This window comes from Pseudaeromonas paramecii (genome assembly GCF_039540575.1).
Classification (GTDB): Bacteria; Pseudomonadota; Gammaproteobacteria; order Enterobacterales; family Aeromonadaceae; genus Pseudaeromonas; species Pseudaeromonas paramecii.
The window spans coordinates 141,572-158,699 of record NZ_BAABFC010000012.1; the positions used below are offsets into that span (position 1 = coordinate 141,572).

At 60.7% G+C, this 17,128-nt stretch carries 20 protein-coding genes; 14 read left to right on the top strand and 6 right to left on the bottom strand.

Annotation, left to right across the window (positions count from 1 at the left end):
* The 7 genes from ABD847_RS09290 to ABD847_RS09320 all read left to right on the top strand — a co-directional run bounded on the left by ABD847_RS09290 (position 1) and on the right by ABD847_RS09320 (position 5,637).
* Positions 1-1,248, top strand: coding sequence for a class I SAM-dependent methyltransferase (locus ABD847_RS09290; RefSeq protein ID WP_345012255.1), 1,248 nt, complete (start codon positions 1-3; stop codon positions 1,246-1,248).
* A complete protein-coding gene (locus tag ABD847_RS09295) occupies positions 1,233-1,754 on the top strand; it encodes a DUF2878 domain-containing protein (RefSeq protein WP_345012257.1) in 522 nt (173 codons plus the stop codon). The genes ABD847_RS09290 and ABD847_RS09295 overlap by 16 nt, the downstream gene beginning before the upstream one ends.
* On the top strand, positions 1,751-2,251 hold the full coding sequence (locus ABD847_RS09300) for a chalcone isomerase family protein (protein WP_425568449.1): 501 nt from the start codon (positions 1,751-1,753) through the stop codon (positions 2,249-2,251). Before ABD847_RS09295 ends, ABD847_RS09300 begins: the two co-directional genes overlap by 4 nt.
* Positions 2,248-2,820, top strand: coding sequence for a DUF3833 domain-containing protein (locus ABD847_RS09305; RefSeq protein ID WP_345012259.1), 573 nt, complete (start codon positions 2,248-2,250; stop codon positions 2,818-2,820). Before ABD847_RS09300 ends, ABD847_RS09305 begins: the two co-directional genes overlap by 4 nt.
* Before the next feature lie 1,248 nt (positions 2,821-4,068).
* Positions 4,069-4,773, top strand: coding sequence for an SLATT domain-containing protein (locus ABD847_RS09310; RefSeq protein ID WP_345012261.1), 705 nt, complete (start codon positions 4,069-4,071; stop codon positions 4,771-4,773).
* 89 nt (positions 4,774-4,862) lie between these two features.
* On the top strand, positions 4,863-5,216 hold the full coding sequence (locus ABD847_RS09315; protein WP_345012263.1) for a hypothetical protein: 354 nt from the start codon (positions 4,863-4,865) through the stop codon (positions 5,214-5,216).
* Between the two features lie 73 nt (positions 5,217-5,289).
* Complete coding sequence (locus tag ABD847_RS09320) at positions 5,290-5,637, top strand: hypothetical protein (RefSeq protein ID WP_345012265.1); 348 nt, start codon at positions 5,290-5,292, stop codon at positions 5,635-5,637.
* Positions 5,638-6,208: 571 nt separating this feature from the next.
* Here the strand turns inward: ABD847_RS09320 and ABD847_RS09325 are convergent.
* From ABD847_RS09325 to ABD847_RS09345, 5 genes are all read right to left on the bottom strand, one after another.
* The gene (locus ABD847_RS09325) at positions 6,209-6,892 is read right to left on the bottom strand and encodes a type 1 glutamine amidotransferase domain-containing protein (protein WP_345012267.1); all 684 of its coding nucleotides are present in this window, start codon (positions 6,890-6,892) and stop codon (positions 6,209-6,211) included.
* Positions 6,893-6,963: 71 nt separating this feature from the next.
* A complete protein-coding gene (locus ABD847_RS09330; protein WP_345012269.1) occupies positions 6,964-7,983 on the bottom strand; it encodes an NADP-dependent oxidoreductase in 1,020 nt (339 codons plus the stop codon).
* Positions 7,984-8,069: 86 nt separating this feature from the next.
* Positions 8,070-8,660 carry a TetR/AcrR family transcriptional regulator gene (locus ABD847_RS09335; RefSeq protein WP_345012271.1) on the bottom strand — a complete coding sequence of 197 codons (591 nt, stop codon included), beginning with the start codon at positions 8,658-8,660 and terminating at the stop codon, positions 8,070-8,072.
* A gap of 191 nt (positions 8,661-8,851) precedes the next feature.
* Positions 8,852-9,175 (bottom strand): hypothetical protein, encoded by a 324-nt coding sequence (locus tag ABD847_RS09340; RefSeq protein WP_345012273.1) that lies wholly within the window; start codon positions 9,173-9,175, stop codon positions 8,852-8,854.
* Positions 9,168-9,620 carry a hypothetical protein gene (locus tag ABD847_RS09345; protein WP_345012275.1) on the bottom strand — a complete coding sequence of 151 codons (453 nt, stop codon included), beginning with the start codon at positions 9,618-9,620 and terminating at the stop codon, positions 9,168-9,170. The genes ABD847_RS09340 and ABD847_RS09345 overlap by 8 nt, the downstream gene beginning before the upstream one ends.
* Positions 9,621-9,802: 182 nt before the next feature.
* On the opposite strand from ABD847_RS09345, the gene ABD847_RS09350 reads away from it, so the two are divergent.
* Entirely contained in the window at positions 9,803-10,579 is a 777-nt protein-coding gene (locus tag ABD847_RS09350) for a transporter substrate-binding domain-containing protein (RefSeq protein WP_345012277.1), read from the top strand.
* A 25-nt stretch (positions 10,580-10,604) separates the two neighbouring features.
* Here ABD847_RS09350 and ABD847_RS09355 read toward each other — a convergent pair whose 3' ends face one another.
* On the bottom strand, positions 10,605-11,360 hold the full coding sequence (locus ABD847_RS09355; RefSeq protein WP_345012279.1) for a hypothetical protein: 756 nt from the start codon (positions 11,358-11,360) through the stop codon (positions 10,605-10,607).
* A gap of 169 nt (positions 11,361-11,529) precedes the next feature.
* Between ABD847_RS09355 and nfsB the strand changes: the two genes are divergently transcribed.
* From nfsB to ABD847_RS09385, 6 genes are all read left to right on the top strand, one after another.
* On the top strand, positions 11,530-12,186 hold the full coding sequence (gene nfsB / locus ABD847_RS09360) for an oxygen-insensitive NAD(P)H nitroreductase (protein ID WP_345012281.1): 657 nt from the start codon (positions 11,530-11,532) through the stop codon (positions 12,184-12,186).
* 304 nt (positions 12,187-12,490) lie between these two features.
* The gene (locus ABD847_RS09365) at positions 12,491-13,192 is read left to right on the top strand and encodes a family 16 glycosylhydrolase (protein ID WP_345012283.1); all 702 of its coding nucleotides are present in this window, start codon (positions 12,491-12,493) and stop codon (positions 13,190-13,192) included.
* 507 nt (positions 13,193-13,699) lie between these two features.
* Positions 13,700-14,005 carry a PTS sugar transporter subunit IIB gene (locus ABD847_RS09370; protein ID WP_345012285.1) on the top strand — a complete coding sequence of 102 codons (306 nt, stop codon included), beginning with the start codon at positions 13,700-13,702 and terminating at the stop codon, positions 14,003-14,005.
* Positions 14,006-14,030: 25 nt separating this feature from the next.
* The gene (locus ABD847_RS09375; RefSeq protein ID WP_345012288.1) at positions 14,031-15,374 is read left to right on the top strand and encodes a PTS sugar transporter subunit IIC; all 1,344 of its coding nucleotides are present in this window, start codon (positions 14,031-14,033) and stop codon (positions 15,372-15,374) included.
* A 47-nt stretch (positions 15,375-15,421) separates the two neighbouring features.
* Entirely contained in the window at positions 15,422-16,801 is a 1,380-nt protein-coding gene (locus ABD847_RS09380) for a glycoside hydrolase family 1 protein (RefSeq protein ID WP_345012291.1), read from the top strand.
* 9 nt (positions 16,802-16,810) lie between these two features.
* Positions 16,811-17,122 carry a PTS lactose/cellobiose transporter subunit IIA gene (locus ABD847_RS09385; protein WP_345012293.1) on the top strand — a complete coding sequence of 104 codons (312 nt, stop codon included), beginning with the start codon at positions 16,811-16,813 and terminating at the stop codon, positions 17,120-17,122.
* Positions 17,123-17,128: the final 6 nt, after the last annotated feature.

Consider the following 17,128-nt stretch of genomic DNA (forward strand, 5'->3'; position numbering starts at 1 on the left):
ATGGAACTTGTGGCCACAACCCGCCCCTTGAGCCGGCTCGACCGGCTGGCTCGCAACCTGGTGCTGCAGCTGCTGACTCGGCTGCAGCACGGGCAACTGGATCTGGTGGACGAGAGTGACGGCGAGGGCCGAAGCCATCGACTGGGTCACCCCGGTGAACTGCAGGCCTCATTGCGGGTGTGCGATGGCCGCTTCTGGCGCCGCCTGCTGCTGGGCGGCAGCATAGCCGCGGGCGAGACCTGGGTCGAGGGGCTCTGGCACAGTCCGGATCCGGTGGCGCTGGTACGGCTGCTGGCGCGCAACCTTCCCCTGGTCGATACCCTGGAGCGACGTCTGGGCTGGCTCACCTTCCCCCTGAACCGGCTGCGCCATCTGGCCAACCGCAACACGCTCACCGGCTCGCGGGCCAACATTGCCGCCCACTACGATCTGGGCAACGCCATGTACCAGGGCTTCCTGGACCGCAACATGCAGTACTCCTCCGCCGTCTATCCCACGGACGAGGCGACCCTGGACGAGGCCCAGCACCACAAGCTGGATCTCATCTGTCAGCGGCTGGATCTGGGGCCGGAGGATCATCTGCTGGAGATAGGCACCGGTTGGGGCGGCCTGGCCATCCACGCGGCCCGTCACTACGGCTGTCGGGTCACCACCACCACCCTTTCCCGGGCGCAGCACGACTATGCCAAGGACTGGATCGCGCGGGAGGGACTGGGGGATCGCATCACCCTGCTCTTGGAGGATTACCGGCATCTGCAGGGCCAGTACGACAAGCTGGTCTCCATCGAGATGATAGAGGCGGTTGGTCACGCCTTCCTGCCGGACTATTTCCGTCGCCTGTCCGGTCTGCTCAAGCCCGGCGGCCGCCTGTTGCTGCAGGCCATCACCATCGCCGATCAGCGCTTCGAGCAATACCTCAAGGGGGTGGACTTCATCCAGCGCTACATCTTCCCGGGAGGGTGCCTGCCCAGCGTATCCCACATGACCCAGCTGCTGGCCCGTCACACCGACATGACGCTGGTGCGCCTGCACGACCACGGCAGCCACTACGCCCGCACCCTGCGCGACTGGCGTCAGCGCTTCCTGGCCCTGGCTCCCGAGCTGCGCCAGCAGGGCTACAGCGAGGACTTCATCCGGCTGTGGCACTTCTACTTTGCCTACTGCGAGGGGGGCTTTTGCGAGCGCACCATCAACCTGGTGCACTTTGAGGCGGCCAAGCCCGGTGCCGGCGTATGGCACTGTCCATAAACCGGGACAGCGGGTGGCGCTGGGGCCAGTTTATCGGCTTCGACCTCTACTGGAGTCTGGCGGTGGTGGTGCGCGAGCCCTGGCCCTTGCTGTTGCTGCTGGCGCTGCACCTGTGGTTCACCCCCAGCCGGCGCGGGGATCTGGCCCTGTTGCCATTGGCGGCCGCCGGCTTTGGCCTGGATCTGCTGCTGTGGCAGTGGGGGGTGCTGGCGTTTACGGCCTGGCCGCTCTGGCTGCTGGGACTCTGGGTCGGCTTTGTCTGGACCCTGCCCCACGGCCTGGGCTGGCTGGCCCATTGGCATCCGGCGCGGGTGGCGCTGCTGGGCGCCGTGGGCGGCCCCTTCGCCTACCTGGTGGGGGCGCGCCTGGGCGGCGTCTGGCTGCCCCTGGGGTTGTGGACCTCGGGGGCCTTGCTGGCGCTCATCTGGGCGCTGTTGCTGCCGCTGCTCATGGTGCTCATCCGGCGATGGCTGAGCTTGTTTGACCCCAAGGAGGTGACCCGATGAAGGCCTGGTTGCTGCTGGTGTTGCTCGCCCTGCCGGCCATGGCGGCGCCGCCCCTGGCGGGCCTGCGCCCGGTCGGCCAGGCACAGCTGCACTGGCTCTGGTTCAAGCTGTATGACGCCACCCTCTACAGTGCCGATGGCCGTTATCGCCCGGCGGCCCGGCCCTTGGCCCTGAGCCTGCACTATGCCCGCGACATCGACCGGGATGATCTGCTGGCCGCCACCCGTGAGGAGTGGCAGCGGCTGGGGCAGGTGCCGGCCCGCCATCAGGCGGCCTGGCTGGCGCAGCTGGCGGCCATCTGGCCGGACATTCGTGCCGGTGATCGCCTCACCCTCTATGTCGACCCCAGCGGCGCCAGCCAGTTCTGGCTGGGGTCGCGAGTCCTGGGGGAGGTGGCACAGCCGGAGTTTGCCCCGGCCTTTTTGGCCATCTGGCTGGATGAGCGTAGCCGTGATCCGGCCCTGACCCGTCAACTGCGTGGCGAGGTAATACCATGATGAAACCGTTAGCGCGTATGGTGTCTGTCTGTGGCCTGCTGCTTCTGCTGGGGGGCTGCGGCAACCGCATTGAAGAATACCAAGGGACCACTCCTGCCTGGGATCTGGCCGCCTTCTTCAACGGGCCCCTGGTGGCCCATGGGTTGGTGCTGGATCGTGCCGGCAAGGTGGGTAGCCGTTTCACCGCCAGCCTGCAGGGGGAGTGGCACGACGGCAAGGGGCGGCTGCACGAGGAGTTCCTGTTTGATGACGGGCGCCGGGAGACCCGCACCTGGTGGCTGGAACAAACCCCGGATGGCCGCTGGCGCGGCCGGGCCGACGATGTGGTGGGCGAGGCCCAGGGCCAGAGCCAGGGCTTTGCCCTCAACTGGCGCTACCGCATGAACCTCAAACTGCCGGACGGTGACCGGGTCAAGGTGGACTTTGACGACTGGATGTACCTGCTGGATGAGCAGCGCCTCATCAACCGGGCCGAGATCCGCAAGTGGGGGATCCGGGTGGGTGAGGTGCTGCTGTATATCGAGAAGCTGGACCGGGCCACGCCGGCGGCGGTCGCCACCGGCGCCTGAGGCGAAGCGGTGGCGCCCTCGGCGGTTGGGGTTGAATTGCCATGGGTATTACACGGGCTGCCAGGATTCCTTCCCTGGCAAGGGGAGGGAGGGGTGGCCTTGGTGTTGTTTCTTCTGATCCTGCGTTGGTGGTTCCGCCCTCTGGGGCGCTGGCGTTTTGCCGACCGCCGCTGGGCGGGGCGGCCAGGGGCCCTCCGGCAAGGGCCCCTGGACCCCGTGCCTGTTTGCCCGATGGCCGGGAAAGCCCCTCGTTCTGGTCGTTGTTCCGGGGCCGCCAGCGACGGCCCGCTATGCCCTCCCTGGCTCCGCATTCCGCTCGGACTTCCTGCCCTCGCGCCAAACCGGGCCGGGATAATCAATCCCGTCCTTTAATCGGTTTGGCCCCTGTCCGGCGCTGGCTAAGCCCGCCTCCCTGCGGGCCATCCCCTGCACACCGCCCGCCACTCGGCCCGGCCAAGGGCACCCGGTGGTTGGATTGGGCCTTGGTGTTGCATTCCCATGCGTACGATTACGCTGGCGCGAATCGTACCTACGCGGGCTGGAGTATCCGTTTCTGACTGGAACTGTTCCGCCCTCTGGGGCAGTGGATCTGGTTTGTCCGTTGCGCCTTTATCGGCGCCGAGCCTTTCCAGCCCGCCGCTGGGCGGAGGCGCGCAAAGGGGGATTGTGCATCCCCCTTTGCAATCCCCGGCACTCCCCGCTGACTGGCCCTGCGGCTTCCCTCGTCGGCGCCGGTGGCCTGACGGCACGTTATCGACGCGCTCCCGGCGCGGCGATAACTGGCTCGGCGTCCTGCCTCGCCGCCGGCCCACCGTCACCTCCTCGGCCAGTCACAGGGGAGGGAGATCCCGTTAGCCGCTCCGTTGCCGTCTGCCGGTGGCTCGGTTTATCCTGCCTGATTTTGAAGGGAAAATGTGAACAACCGAGGTGTCAGACGGCACAAAGGCCGATAGGATAGGACGCAGATGGAATATGGCAAACGGCCTATTTATACGTGCAATTACGCTATCGCGAATTGCACCTAAGCAGGCGATATAGCGGAGCTGATGGAACACGATCAGGTCCCACTGCGGGATAGACGGCAGATTGGCCATCTATCCGCAAAGCGCAAAACCATGGCGCTGGTTTTATCGACAAGACAAGTGGTTGCAAGGCACACCCGCCTTGCGTTGCGGAACTAGGCGGCACAAGCCCCATGGATAGGTGGCATTTTGCCGCATAATAATTCTTATGCCTATTGGAGGAATTATGATCAAAAACAAAACGGATGAGACCCCTCCCAATATAGATTCAAAGAAAGGTGTACCTCTTTATGCTCAAGGAAGCTTTGATAAACAGCTAAACTACAATCTTTGGTCCACATCGAGAACACGATATATTGCTGCCCGTCGCTTACGTTCGAAAGATGCAAGGTCTTCAAAAGCGATAGCTTTTCTTTCAGCTTACATGATCATATTCACCCTCTCAGACTACCTATTTCTGAGTCACCTCAAAGGTTACAATGGGAGCTACATATTATTCCTTAATGTGACATTCTCACTTCTAATATTGATTTTCAGCCAATTGGAAAGCTCTGCCTCATACGGTGTTCGTGCCGTTAAATTTCATGAGTGCGGTCTAGAAATCAGTCGCTTGTACAAGATGTTGAGACGGCTTAAATCTCGCTATGAAGGTCATGAAAAAGATGATGCCTTTTATAAGCAAGTAGAGGCTATTGATGATGAGTATGATCAAGTTCTAAAGAACTATGAAAATCATGAGCTAATGGATTTTGAGTTGTTTAAATCTAACTATCCAAACTATGAGGACCACAAGCTTAATTGGATTGGCGTATTTAACATTCAAAAAAAACACTACCTTAAAGATGTTGCAATCTATCATTTGGTAACGTATGTACCTCTCGCGGCCTTTGTTTACATAGTGATAAAAATCATATCAGGGGCAGAGGCATAACAAGTTGCTTAAGTTTACTCCGGGCCTTCAGCCCTCCGCGGGACGCCCACTGCGTGGCCGCCCCTTAGCAAAGCGTTAGGCGCCTACTCATGGACATACAGTTCAGCATCTGGCTCGCAACGAAAACCCGATGGGCTCATCTCACCAAGACCATTCCAATGGCGGTGGTCCCACGCGTTGGTGAGTTCATGAAGTTTGACAACGCGGAGGTTGGTGACTATTTCGCGTGGAAGGTGACGCAGGTTACCTACCTAGAATCTGGGGCTATCGAAGTCTGGACTGAGTTGCTGGACAACGTTGAAGAACGCGGATATTCATTCGAGAACGAAGAGGAGTTTGATGAATACCTCAAGTCCTATGCCGCCGAAGGCTGGTTGAGTCCGCATGGTGTTGGCCAAAACAACCTCTATAAGAGCGCTCATCATGGGCCGTCCGGCGCCTAACCCATCATTCCACCGGACTTGCGCGGAAAGCCGCGCAGGCCGGTAAATTCAGACGTTAGAAGTCTGAGGAAATATGGTTAAATTTGGCGATTATTTTTTTGACGATATACCGGTAATTCAGACTGATTTTAGCCTGACGAATAAAAACTTAACTTTTGTGATGGATGATGCATTTTCAAATGCAAGTAAATATTGTATTTATCTTGTTCGCATATTCGATTGGGAAAGTCTCGATGTTAAGCCTGTAGGTGCTAAATGGACATGTTTCGATGCAGATAACTTTTCTGCTGACTTACTGCTTCATACGGAATATACAGATCAGAATCTTCAGCTAATAGTCATGGCTATTAACTCTGAGTATTATCAATTTACCTTTGAAAATGCATCGATTGATGTACAGCCAACGGAGCAAGGTTGCTAACGAGGGACATTGTTCATTAGAAAATTTGAGCTCGTGTCGGTGCGATTAGACCAGCGTAATGGCACGCATGCCAAACAACTCACCCAACCCGAAAATCCAAACTGGCTGGCTAACTGGATCCGGCTCCCCTCTGTCTGGCCGAGGCGGCCACGGTGGGCGGGGCGGCGAGGCAGGACGCCGAGCCAGTTATCGTCATGCCGGGAGCATGTCGATAACGAGCCCCAAGCCCGGCGGGGGCGGCGAGGGGAGCCGTAGGCCCAGACAGCGGGGAGTGCCAGGGGCCAAACCGGATAAGGGACGGGATTGGCTATCCCGGCCCCGGTTTGGCGCGAAGGGCAGGAGCCCGGAGCGGGCTGTTAGTCAGGGATGACGTTGAGAAGGGGGATGGCACAATCCCCCTTTGCGCGCCCCCGCCAAGCGGGAGGTTTGAAATGCTCGATGCTGATAAGGGCGCAACGGTCAACCAAGACTTGGTATCTGGGGCCAACGGGCAAACCGTCACATAGACAACCCGCCCCGCCAATAAAAACAGGCCGCCCATGGGCGGCCTGGGGGCACGGCAACGGCCGCATCACTCGCTGAGGGCGGCCAGCAGAGTTTGCGCGGTCTGCTCGGAGGAGGCGGGGTTTTGCCCGGTGATCAGCAGGCCGTCGCGCAACACAAAGGGTTGCCAGTCCGGCCCCTTCTGGTAATGGCCGCCATTGGCTTGCAGCATCTCTTCCACCAGGAAGGGCACCACCTCGGTCAGTTGTACCGCCGCCTCTTCACTGTTGGAGAAGCCGGTCACCTGCCGGCCCTGGACCAGGGGGGCGCCATCGACCCCGCGGGTGTGGCGCAACACGCCGGGGGCATGGCAGACGGTCGCCACCGGCTTGCCGGCGGCGATGGCCTGTTCAATCAGGGCGATGGAGTGAGCGTCCTCGGCCAGATCCCACAGGGGGCCATGACCACCGGGATAGAAGACTGCGTCAAACTCCTCCAGCCGGATGTCGGCCAGTGGCTGGGTCGCTGCCAGCTGGGCCATGGCCTCGGCATCGGCACGGAAGCGGTGGGTGGCCGCGGTCTGGAAGTCCGGCTCATCGCTCTTGGGATCCAGCGGCGGCTGGCCACCGGCGGGGGAGGCCAGGGTGAGGTCACAACCGGCATCGCGGAACACATAGTAGGGGGCGGCGAACTCTTCGAGCCAGAAACCGGTCTTGAGGCCAGTGTTGCCCAACTGGTCGTGGGAGGTGAGTACCATCAGGATACGGGACATAGGGGATTCCTCGTGATTGCAGTAAGCGCATTGCGTTGATGAGCGGCACCCGATGCGGGTGCCGCCCCGGATTAATCGGCCAGGTGCACCATGCACTTGCCAAAGTTCTCGCCCCGCAGCACGCCGATCAGCGCCTGGGGGGCCGCTTCCAGCCCGCGGACCCTGTCTTCGCGGAAGCGGATCTTGCCCTCGGCTACCCAGGGGCCCATCTGTTGCAGGAACTCCCCATAGCGGTGGCCATAGTCATCAAAAATGATAAACCCCTGCATACGGATGCGCTGCTTGAGCAGGGTCGCCGCCAGCAGCGGCAGACGATCCGGCCCCGCCGGCAGGGCCGTGGCGTTGTAGTGGGCAATCAGGCCGCACACCGGCACCCGCGCCTTGGCATTGAGCAGCGGCAGCACGGCATCGAACACCTTGCCGCCGACATTCTCGAAATAGACATCGATGCCCTGCGGGCAGGCCGCCGCCAGGCGGGCGGGCAGTTCCGGCGCCTTGTGATCCAGGCAGGCATCAAAGCCCAGCTCCTCGACCACGTAGCGACACTTCTCGGCGCCGCCGGCAATGCCGACGACCCGACAGCCCTGCAGCTTGGCGAGCTGGCCGACCACGGCACCCACAGCGCCACTGGCGGCCGCCACCACCACTGTCTCACCGGCCTGCGGCTGGCCGATATCCAGCAGCCCCATGTAGGCGGTGAAGCCGGGCATGCCCAAGACCCCCAGGGCCAGGGAGGGTTGCGCCAGCTCGCCCAAGTGGAACAGGCCGTTGCCATCACTGAGCGCATACTCCTGCCAGCCGGTGTAGGCCATCACCAGCTCGCCGACGGCATAGTCGGGGTGCTGCGAGGCGATGACCCGGCTGACGGTGCCGCCGACCATGACCTCGCCCAGCGCCACCGGTGGCGCATAGGACTTGGCCTCGCTCATCCGGCCGCGCATGTAGGGGTCGATGGAGAGGTAGAGGGTTTGCAGCAGCAGTTGCCCGGCCTGCGGCTCCGGTATCGGCTGCTGGTCGAGGCGGAAGTTCTCCAGCACAGGTTCACCCACCGGACGCGAGGCCAAGACCCAACGACGATTGATCCCATTCATCTGTCTACTCCTGACCGGATATTAGACCGGTCGTCTAGTTGCGGTGTAAAAAAAGGGCGGCCACCTTCGCGGGCCGCCAGGTCTTGTCAGCCCAGTTGCAACCACTCGCGGCTGCGCTGCAACGCGGCGCGGTAGGCGCTGTCATCACGACGCAGCTTGGCCAGCAGGGAGGCGCCCAACCAGGCCTCATAGAGCCATTGCGCCAACTCGCCGGCCGGCGCCCGGTTGGCAATGGAGCCATCGTCTTGCCCGCGCGCCACCACATCGGCCAGGCGGCCGAGGATCTGCTCGGTACCATCGAGCATGATGGCCCGCATCGGCTCGGAGAGATCCGCCACTTCGGCCGCCAGCTTGACGATCAGGCAGTAATCGGCGGCTTCCTCCCCCTGCTGGGTGTCGATCCAGCGCTGCAAGTAGGTCTGCAGGCAGTCGCCACCGCTGAGATCCGGGCGGCCGAACAGGCCGTCCAGCCGTTGCAGATAGTGGCTGAAGTAGGCCTCCAGCAGGGCGATGCCAAAGCCTTCTTTGGAGGCAAAATAGTGATAAAACGAGCCCTTGGGCACGCCAGCGGTGGCCAGCAACTCCGCCAGGCCGACGCCGACAAAGCCCTTGCGCGCCACCAGACGGTGGCCGCAGTCGAGAATATGTTGGCGGGTATCGATGCGTTCTGTGTTCATGGCGGGCACTATAGAGCGAATTAGACCGGTCGTCTAGTCTGTTCGTGACGAGTCAAGCGTCATGGTCGCCATGCCGCATCACGCCTCCACGGCGTTCTCCCTGGTGGCCCGCCGACGAATGGGTGCCGGGTCAACCGTCAGCCTGGATGCCGGCAGGCGCCAAGGGGGCGGTACAGCCCCCTTGGCCCCAGTCAGGGTTGGGCGTAAGCCCCACAGGCGAAATTTTCGCCTGTGCAGTCTTGCAGTCCGCAGGCGGCGCTGTCCATGTTGTCCACCAGGTTGCAGCCGAAGCTGTAGGCAAAAAACTCGTATTCGCTGCCGCAGGTGCGGGAGGGGATCTCAATGGTGTGGCTGGTGTTGGTATCCGGGCAGGTATAGCTGTAGCTATAGCTGCTGTCTGCGCCGCCACCGCTGTCACTGCTGCCGTCGTCGGAGGACCAGTCGTCATCGACACCATAGCAGCCGCTCAACAGCAGCAGGGTGAGGCCCAGCAGGGGGGTGAGGGACTTAGTCATGCTGACCTCCTGTCTGGCTCAGCAGCAAGCGGGCGTCCTGGGCCAGGCCGGTGACCAGCAGGGAGCCGTCTTGTGGCTGCAGGTAATAGATCTGGGCCGCGTCCGCCTCGGTGGTGAGGTGCAGGGGGTAGTGGTGTTGCCCCTGCGCATCCAGACCGGGGGCGGCGGCCTGGTAGTCATAGTGGTGGGTGGCAAAGCCGCTGGGGCTCAGGCAGTCGTCATCGCTGTAGCGGGTCTCGACGATGTCCAGCTGGCCCTGGCCCAGGCGCCACCATTGGCGCAGTGCGCCGCCATGGGTCAGCCGGCTGCAGTCGCTGTGCCAGTTGCCGTGAAAGTTGTGCTCCACCATGGCCTGGTAGACCTGGTGTTCAAACGCCGTGGGATCGGCGGCGTGGGCCGTGCCGGCCAATAGGCCGAGCAACATCCCTGTCAGTCCATAGTGCATAGGTTCCTCCTGTGTCATGGCCCGCCGAGCATAGCCGCGACACAGGGGCGCTGAATCACCCAGATGGGGGATGACAGGTCGGGGCTGGGCTGGCATGCGGCCTGGCCAGGTTGCGTGTCAGCCACCACACTTGTCTGACGAGGTGGCCCTGGGCCGCCGGCAGACCGCAACAAGGAGCGACCATGGCGCAACAGGCGAAACGGGCGTGGGCCGGCTGGCTGACGGCACTGCTGCTGTGGTGGCCCAGTGTCGGGGTGCCGGTGGAGCAGGATGCGCCCACAGCGCCGACGGTGGTGGTGTACGCCCTGGAGGCCATGCCTTATTGCGGTGAGGTGGACGGGCGCCCGGTGGGCCTGGCGGTGGAGCTGCTGGACGAGGCGACCCGGCTGGGGGCGCCCCGATTCGAGTTCCGCTTCGATGTCCCCTGGTTGCGGGCCCAGGCCCGGGTGCTGCAGGCGGGTACCGAGCCGGTGGCCATCATCCCCTTCTCCCAGACCCCGCAGCGCCTGGCGCAGTACAGCTGGTTGGCGGAGCTGTTCACCACCCAATCCCGTTTCTATTCCTATGGCCGTGACGTTCGCCCGGTGCTCGATCTGGATGAGGCCCGGCGGCGGGTGGTGGGGGTGGTACGCGGCCATGCGCTGATCAAGGTGCTGCAGCAGTTGGGGGTGGAGGGGCTGGATAGCGGGGCAGCCAATGCCGACATGAATGCCCGCAAGCTGCTGGGGGGGCGCTATGACACCATAGCGGACTCGGATCTCATCAGCCGCTACAGCTGGAAGGCGTTGGGGCAGCCCAGGGAGAGCCTGCTGGAGGGGATGGCGGTGGGGCCCCTGACGCCCGTTTATCTGGCCGCCGGGCCTGAGTTCCCGCCGGCTTTGGCCGCGCAGATCCGGGCGGCCATGCTGCGCCTGCAGGAGACGGGCCGCTGGCAGGCCATCATGGCGGCCTGGCAGTAGGCCATGGTCCGCCGCCGGCCATCCCCTAGTCTGGCGGGATATCCTTCACCCGGACCACCTGGCTGCACACGCCGTCCGCCCGGTAGTGGGCGCAGGACCAGATGCCATCCTTCCAGACGATCTTCTCCGGGTTGAACTTGCGGTTCTTGTCGAAGATGCCCGGCCAGGGCGCCTCGCCGGGCTTGGCCCGGTTGGCCTGCCGTTGGGCTTCTTGCTTGGCCATGCGGTCGCGGGCCTGATTCGCCGCCTTGAGCAGATCCACCTCCTTGCCGTAGGTGTCGAGCAAGACGGCCTGGGTACGGCGATCCGTCTTCAGATCGTCGGTCAGCCCGGCCAGGATTCGGCCGTTGTGGCGGGCCATCTCCGCCCGCTCCGGATAGTCTTCCTGGCGGCAGTGCTTGATCAGCAGACGCCAGAGGTTCTGGGCGCCGGGCAGGTTGTCTTCCACAAACATCAGCCGACCTTCCAGGGCTTCGACCCTCTCCAGCCGGCTGACCATGTGTTCGGTTTGCGCGGCCAGGCTGCGTCCAGCTTGTTTCTCCCAGCCGATCAGCCCCTGGCGGGTGAGATGCTGGCTGCTTTGCTCATGGGCAAAAAACTCGGCCCGGGCATCCTTGAGATAGTCCAGCAGGCGGTCGCTGAGTGCTTCTTCCTTTTGCATCAGCCGCTCGGAGACGGCGGTGGCCTTGTCAAAATTATCCTGGCGGCAGACCTCGGCCTGGAGCGGCAGGGCGGTCAGCAGCAGGCAGACGAGGAGGGGGCGGGGGGATCGAGAAAACAAAGGCTCTCCTTGCGGGATTGACGGCGAGGGCGCCGAGTATGCCGCAAAATCCTCACTCTTGGCAGGGAAAAGGCCCTGGGCTGGGATCCCGGTCGGGTTGGCCCGCCTGGTTTGACAACCGCTGGCCGCTGGCGTTTGATAGGACGCGCATCATCATCAGGAGCACATCATGACTCTGAGCCAATTGGCCAAACAGCGTTATACCACCAAGGCCTATGACGACAGCCGCCGCATCGGCGACGCGGATCTGGGGCAGCTGCAGACCCTGCTGCAACTGGCGCCCTCGTCGGTGAACTCCCAACCCTGGCACTTCATCTTCGCCGGCAGCAGCGAGGCCAAGGCCCGCATCGCCCAGGTGGGGGCCCATGATCAGTTCGCCTACAACGGTCCCAAGATCATCCGCGCCTCCCATCTGGTGATCCTGTGCGTGCGCACGGACTTGAGCGAGGAGCACCTGGCGGCGGTGCTGGCGCAGGAGGCTGCGGACGGTCGCTTCGCCGACGAGACCGCCAAGCAGATGGGCGGCAAGGTGCGGGCCGGTTACGTGGCCCTGCACAAGGAGACACTGCAGGATCTGCCCTACTGGATGGAGAAGCAGGTGTACATCGCCCTGGGCAGTCTGTTGCTGGGGGCCGCCACCTTGGGGATCGATGCCACCGCCATGGAAGGGCTGGACTTTGCCGCCATCGACGCCGAGCTGGGGCTGGCGGACAAGGGGCTGCGGTCTTTGGTGGCGGTGAGCCTGGGCTATCGCAGCGACGAGGATTTCAACGCCGGCCTGCCCAAGTCCCGCCTGCCCAAGCAACAGGTGATCAGCCAGATCTGAGGCCAGATCGTGGCAGCGACGGCGCCTGCGGGCGCCGTTTCTTTTGGGTATCCCTAACCCTCAGGCCCTGCGGCTGGTTTCAGGATCACAATATTAATTTCAGGATGAAAAATGGCCTGACTCATATATTGTGGCGGCTTGTTGCGGGCTTCTTATTTCCGTGTTGTTTGATTCGCATTTTGCATTGCTCAAAAATTTAAATTTGTTTCATCACCGATGAAAAATAAATGATGCGATGTCATTCCATTATTTCAGTTTGCTGCCTGGTTATGTTCATAAAACAACATAAGGAGGGTAACAAAAAATGAAAATGAGTAAATTGCCAGTAATGGTTTCCATTCTGCTCCTCAGTGGGCTCTCGGCACAAGGTGCCAATGCCTGGGGCTGGAGCGGGTTGGAATGGAGCAAGTCAGACGGTTGGAAAAATGGCGGTGCTGAGTTTGATTGCACCTGGAAAGCCAACAACATCTGGACAGAAAACGGGCGGCTGGTGTTATTGGCCAAGAATGATGGCGGATATAAAACCTGTGGGGAGCTGCGGAGTACCCGCTATATGCGCCGGGGCCGTTACGAGGTGCAGATGTCCGCCGCCGGTGTGCCCGGCACCATTACCTCCTTCTTCACCTATACCGGCACGGCCGGGACGTCCAGCCATTATGAGGTGGACATTGAGCTGATGGGGGGAACCAATCTGCTGCATACCAACGTCTGGATCGGCGGCGTGCAGCACCCGATGGACATCGATGTCGGCCAGTACGGCCTGTCCATCTGGAAGATGGAGCGCTACGCCTTTTCGATAGATGCCTACGGCGTGACCTGGCAGGTTTTCAGCCGGGACACCAACGAATGGGTGACGGTGCGCCGGGTCGACAGACCGGTGACCAGCTATATGCAGCTGTTTATGAACAACTGGATCAGCGCGAACCCAAGCTTCCCCCCCAGCAGCTACAACGACATGCCGGCCTATGGCAAGTACGACTACGTCGGCTTTAGCCCCTGGGAATAGTCCGCCATAACACCGAGGAAAGGGCGCCGATACGGCGCCCTTTCTGTTGGTCAGGCAACGCCGGTGCCCTCAGCAGATGGCGCCCGGCGAGGCGCCCGGGCGCTGAGTGGCATTCCCTCGCTATCTGCCTGGCCGGCCTGGGGGCGTTGCAACCTGACAGCAGGGCATGGGCACAGTAATGAGCCTCAAGGCGTTCTGATCCTGTCGCCACGGTCAGCACGGCTTCCATCCCCCAGCCCAGGGGCGGCAGCGGTGGCGGGCGCCTGGCAGTTTCACGTGAAATCGATGCCCCTGTCATTCTTCGGATTGTATGTTCCTGGTGAAGCATGAAAATCAACGTAAATAAAAGCCATATATATCAATATTATACGAGCTATTTTCGCTAGGCGCTGCCATGAGCGGCTTGGTGATCCTGTTCACACTTATAGAAAATCATCGTGAAATCGATTTCCTGTGTCGGGAGTCTGGATCTATATTGCAGCTAGATTTCTATACGGAGGGATTCCCATGAAAAAGATCATGTTGTGCTGCTCTGCTGGGATGTCGACCAGCATGTTGGTGAAGAAGATGCTGGTGGAGGCCGGTAACCGTGGTTTGGCGGTGGATATCAAGGCCTTTGGCGCCGTCGAGTTCGACGAGCAGATGCCGAAATATCAGGTCGTACTCTTAGGCCCGCAAATCAAGTACATGCAACAGGAGTTGGCCGCCAAGGCCGCGCCCTACGGCATCAAGGTTCAAGCGATTGACATGATGGACTACGGCATGCAGCGCGGTGACAAGGTACTGGATTTCGCACTGAGCATGATCGACTGATGGCCCTGGTGAGGATGAAGAGAAAATGAGTTCACTCTACAACGCGCTCGTCAAAGTGATCGAGCAACGGTTAGCGCCCATGGCCGGCGTCATCGCGCAGCAGCGCTATGTGCTGGCGATCCGCGATGGATTTATTGCCGCGCTCCCTTTCATGATTGTCGGCAGCTTCATGCTGGTATTTATATTCCCGCCCATCTCTGCCGATACGACATGGGGTTTTGCCCGGGCCTGGCTGGATTTTTCAAGCGAATATCGCGATGAACTGATGCTGCCCTTTAATATGAGTATGGGGTTGATGACCCTATTCATCGCCATGGGGGTCGGTGCCAGTCTGGGTAAGCATTACTCGCTGGATCCGATTACGACCGGCCTGTTGTCGCTGATGTCTTTTATGCTGGTGGCGGCCGATCTTAAAAATGGTGCCATTTCCACTCAGTATCTGTCTGGTCAGGGCATTTTTACCGCGTTGCTCTGCTCCATCTATGCGACCGAAGTGTACCGCTGGCTGAAAAAGAACAATGTCACCATCAAGCTCCCGGAGCAGGTGCCCAGTGGGGTGGCCAGATCCTTTGAGGTGCTGATCCCCGTCATCGCCATCATGGCCACGCTGCATCCGCTGAATCTGCTGATCCAATCCGCCACTGGCATGATTATGCCGGAGGCCATCATGGCCATGCTCAAGCCGCTGGTGGCGGCGTCCGATAGTCTGGCGGCGGTGATCCTGGCGGTGCTGTTGTGTCAGATCCTGTGGTTTGCCGGTATCCACGGCACCATGATTGTCACCGGCATCATGAACCCGTTCTGGATGGCCAACCTGGCCGCCAACCAGGCCGCACTGGCCGCCGGTCAGCCGATACCGCACACCTTCGTCCAGGGTTTCTGGGACCACTTCCTGTTTATTGGCGGGGTGGGCTCAACCTTGCCGCTGGCCATGCTGCTGATCCGGAGCAAGGCGGCGCACCTGCGGACCATTGGTCGTATGGGGATAGTGCCGGGCATGTTCAACATCAATGAGCCCATCCTCTTTGGTGCGCCCATCATCATGAATCCCATCTTCTTCCTGCCGTTCATCTTTATCCCGGTGATCAATGCCGTGCTCGCCTGGTTTGTGGTGGATTTCGGCCTGGTGGAAAAGGTGGTCATGCTGACAGCCTGGACGACACCCGCACCGATTGGCGCCTCCTGGGCCACCAACTGGGCCATTGCCCCCGTCATCATGTGCTTCATCTGTATGGCGATGGCCGCACTGATGTATTACCCGTTCGTTAAGGCCTATGAGCGCACCTTGGTGCAACAGGATGCGCAGGATGAGGAAACGCGCAAAGAGAAAGAGCAAGCCGATCTGGATCCGGTAGCGACTCAGGCCTGATTAGTCTTAATAGTTGTCCTGCGATTTTCGCGGTGGGGATGAATACGATGAAATATCAATTTCCAGAGGGTTTCTGGTGGGGCAGCGCTTCGTCTGCTGCCCAGTCAGAAGGGGCTGCCGTACAAGGTGGCAAAGCAAAAACAATTTGGGATCACTGGTTTGAAATAGAACCGAATCGATTCCATGGTCAGGTTGGACCGGCGGAAACCTCAACCTTCTATCAGCATTATCGGCAAGATATTGAACTGATGAAGCAGATTGGTCACAACAGTTTTCGGACCTCCATTTCCTGGGCTCGGCTGATGCCGGACGGGGTGAGTGTCAATCAGGAAGCGGTCGACTTCTATAACAATGTCATCGATACCATGCTCGAGAATGGTATTACCCCCTTCATCGGCCTGTTTCACTTTGACATGCCGCTGTTGTGGCAGGCGCGGGGCGGCTGGGAGAGTCGGGAGACCGTCGAGGCCTACGAAAAATACGCCGAGATCTGTTTCAAGCTGTTCGGCGATCGGGTGGCCTGCTGGATGACGTTCAACGAGCCTGTGGTGGTGGTCGAGGGCGGTTACCTGTACGACTTCCATTACCCGAACAAGTTCGGCTTCCGCATGGCGGCGCAAGTGGCCTTCAACATGATGCTGGCCCACAGCAAGGCGGTTCGCTGCTATCGCCGGCTCAAGCTGGCGGGCCGTATCGGTATCGTGCTGAACCTGACGCCCTCCTATCCCCGTTCAGAGCATCCGGCGGATCTGAAGGCATCCTTTATCGCCGATCTGTTCTTCAACCGGGCCTTCCTGGATCCGGCCGTCAAGGGCTGCTATCCCGAAGAGCTGGTGGACCTGCTCAAGCAGCATGATCAGCTGCCCGTCTATGAGGCCGATGATCTGGCGACCATCGCCGAAGGCAAGGTGGATATTCTCGGCATCAACTATTACCAGCCGCGCCGCGTTAAGGCCCGCATGACGGCCATTTGCCCGGATGCGCCCTTTATGCCGGATTGGTTCTTCGAAAATTACGAGATGCCGGGCCGCAAGATGAATCCCTATCGGGGCTGGGAAATTTACGAGAAGGGCATTTACGACATTCTGATCAACCTCAGAGATAACTACGGCAACATCGATTGCTATATCTCCGAGAACGGCATGGGTGTGGAAAACGAGCAGCGCTTTATTGCCGATGATGGTCAGGTCAAGGATGACTATCGGATCGAGTTTATCCGTGAGCACCTCAAATGGATGCATCAGGCTATTCAGGAAGGGGCCCATTGCCGTGGCTATCACCTGTGGACCTTTATCGATAACTGGTCATGGATGAATGCCTATAAGAATCGCTATGGCTTCATCAGCCTGGATCTGAACACCCAGATCCGCACGGTAAAGAAGAGTGGCGAATGGTTTGCCGACGTTTCCCGCAATAATGGTTTTTAAGAGGTCAAGATGTTGGATTTAGAAGAAGCAGTCATGGGCATTATCGTCAATGCCGGTCAGTCCCGCAGCCTGTGTTTTGAGGCGTTGCGCCAGGCACGGGAAGGCCAATTTGAACGGGCGACCGCCCTGCTGGCCGAGGCCACCGAGGCGGGCAAGGCCGCCCATGCGGTGCAGACCAAGCTCATCGAGGCCGATGAGGGGGAGGGCAAGACCAAGATGACGCTGGTCATGGTCCATGCCCAGGATCACCTGATGACCTCCATCCTGTGCCGTGAACTGGCCACCGAGCTGGTCGAGGTCTATCGTCGCCAGATGCAATAACGCCCC

Bases quoted from the DNA above. Each gene is read 5' to 3' on its own strand.
- ABD847_RS09290 (WP_345012255.1), top strand. From the start codon at position 1: ATGGAACTTGTGGCCACAACCCGCCCCTTGAGCCGGCTCGACCGGCTG.
- ABD847_RS09295 (WP_345012257.1), top strand. From the start codon at position 1,233: ATGGCACTGTCCATAAACCGGGACAGCGGGTGGCGCTGGGGCCAGTTT.
- ABD847_RS09300 (WP_425568449.1), top strand. From the start codon at position 1,751: ATGAAGGCCTGGTTGCTGCTGGTGTTGCTCGCCCTGCCGGCCATGGCG.
- ABD847_RS09305 (WP_345012259.1), top strand. From the start codon at position 2,248: ATGATGAAACCGTTAGCGCGTATGGTGTCTGTCTGTGGCCTGCTGCTT.
- ABD847_RS09310 (WP_345012261.1), top strand. From the start codon at position 4,069: ATGATCAAAAACAAAACGGATGAGACCCCTCCCAATATAGATTCAAAG.
- ABD847_RS09315 (WP_345012263.1), top strand. From the start codon at position 4,863: ATGGACATACAGTTCAGCATCTGGCTCGCAACGAAAACCCGATGGGCT.
- ABD847_RS09320 (WP_345012265.1), top strand. From the start codon at position 5,290: ATGGTTAAATTTGGCGATTATTTTTTTGACGATATACCGGTAATTCAG.
- ABD847_RS09325 (WP_345012267.1), bottom strand. From the start codon at position 6,892: ATGTCCCGTATCCTGATGGTACTCACCTCCCACGACCAGTTGGGCAAC.
- ABD847_RS09330 (WP_345012269.1), bottom strand. From the start codon at position 7,983: ATGAATGGGATCAATCGTCGTTGGGTCTTGGCCTCGCGTCCGGTGGGT.
- ABD847_RS09335 (WP_345012271.1), bottom strand. From the start codon at position 8,660: ATGAACACAGAACGCATCGATACCCGCCAACATATTCTCGACTGCGGC.
- ABD847_RS09340 (WP_345012273.1), bottom strand. From the start codon at position 9,175: ATGACTAAGTCCCTCACCCCCCTGCTGGGCCTCACCCTGCTGCTGTTG.
- ABD847_RS09345 (WP_345012275.1), bottom strand. From the start codon at position 9,620: ATGCACTATGGACTGACAGGGATGTTGCTCGGCCTATTGGCCGGCACG.
- ABD847_RS09350 (WP_345012277.1), top strand. From the start codon at position 9,803: ATGGCGCAACAGGCGAAACGGGCGTGGGCCGGCTGGCTGACGGCACTG.
- nfsB (WP_345012281.1), top strand. From the start codon at position 11,530: ATGACTCTGAGCCAATTGGCCAAACAGCGTTATACCACCAAGGCCTAT.
- ABD847_RS09365 (WP_345012283.1), top strand. From the start codon at position 12,491: ATGAAAATGAGTAAATTGCCAGTAATGGTTTCCATTCTGCTCCTCAGT.
- ABD847_RS09370 (WP_345012285.1), top strand. From the start codon at position 13,700: ATGAAAAAGATCATGTTGTGCTGCTCTGCTGGGATGTCGACCAGCATG.
- ABD847_RS09375 (WP_345012288.1), top strand. From the start codon at position 14,031: ATGAGTTCACTCTACAACGCGCTCGTCAAAGTGATCGAGCAACGGTTA.
- ABD847_RS09380 (WP_345012291.1), top strand. From the start codon at position 15,422: ATGAAATATCAATTTCCAGAGGGTTTCTGGTGGGGCAGCGCTTCGTCT.
- ABD847_RS09385 (WP_345012293.1), top strand. From the start codon at position 16,811: ATGTTGGATTTAGAAGAAGCAGTCATGGGCATTATCGTCAATGCCGGT.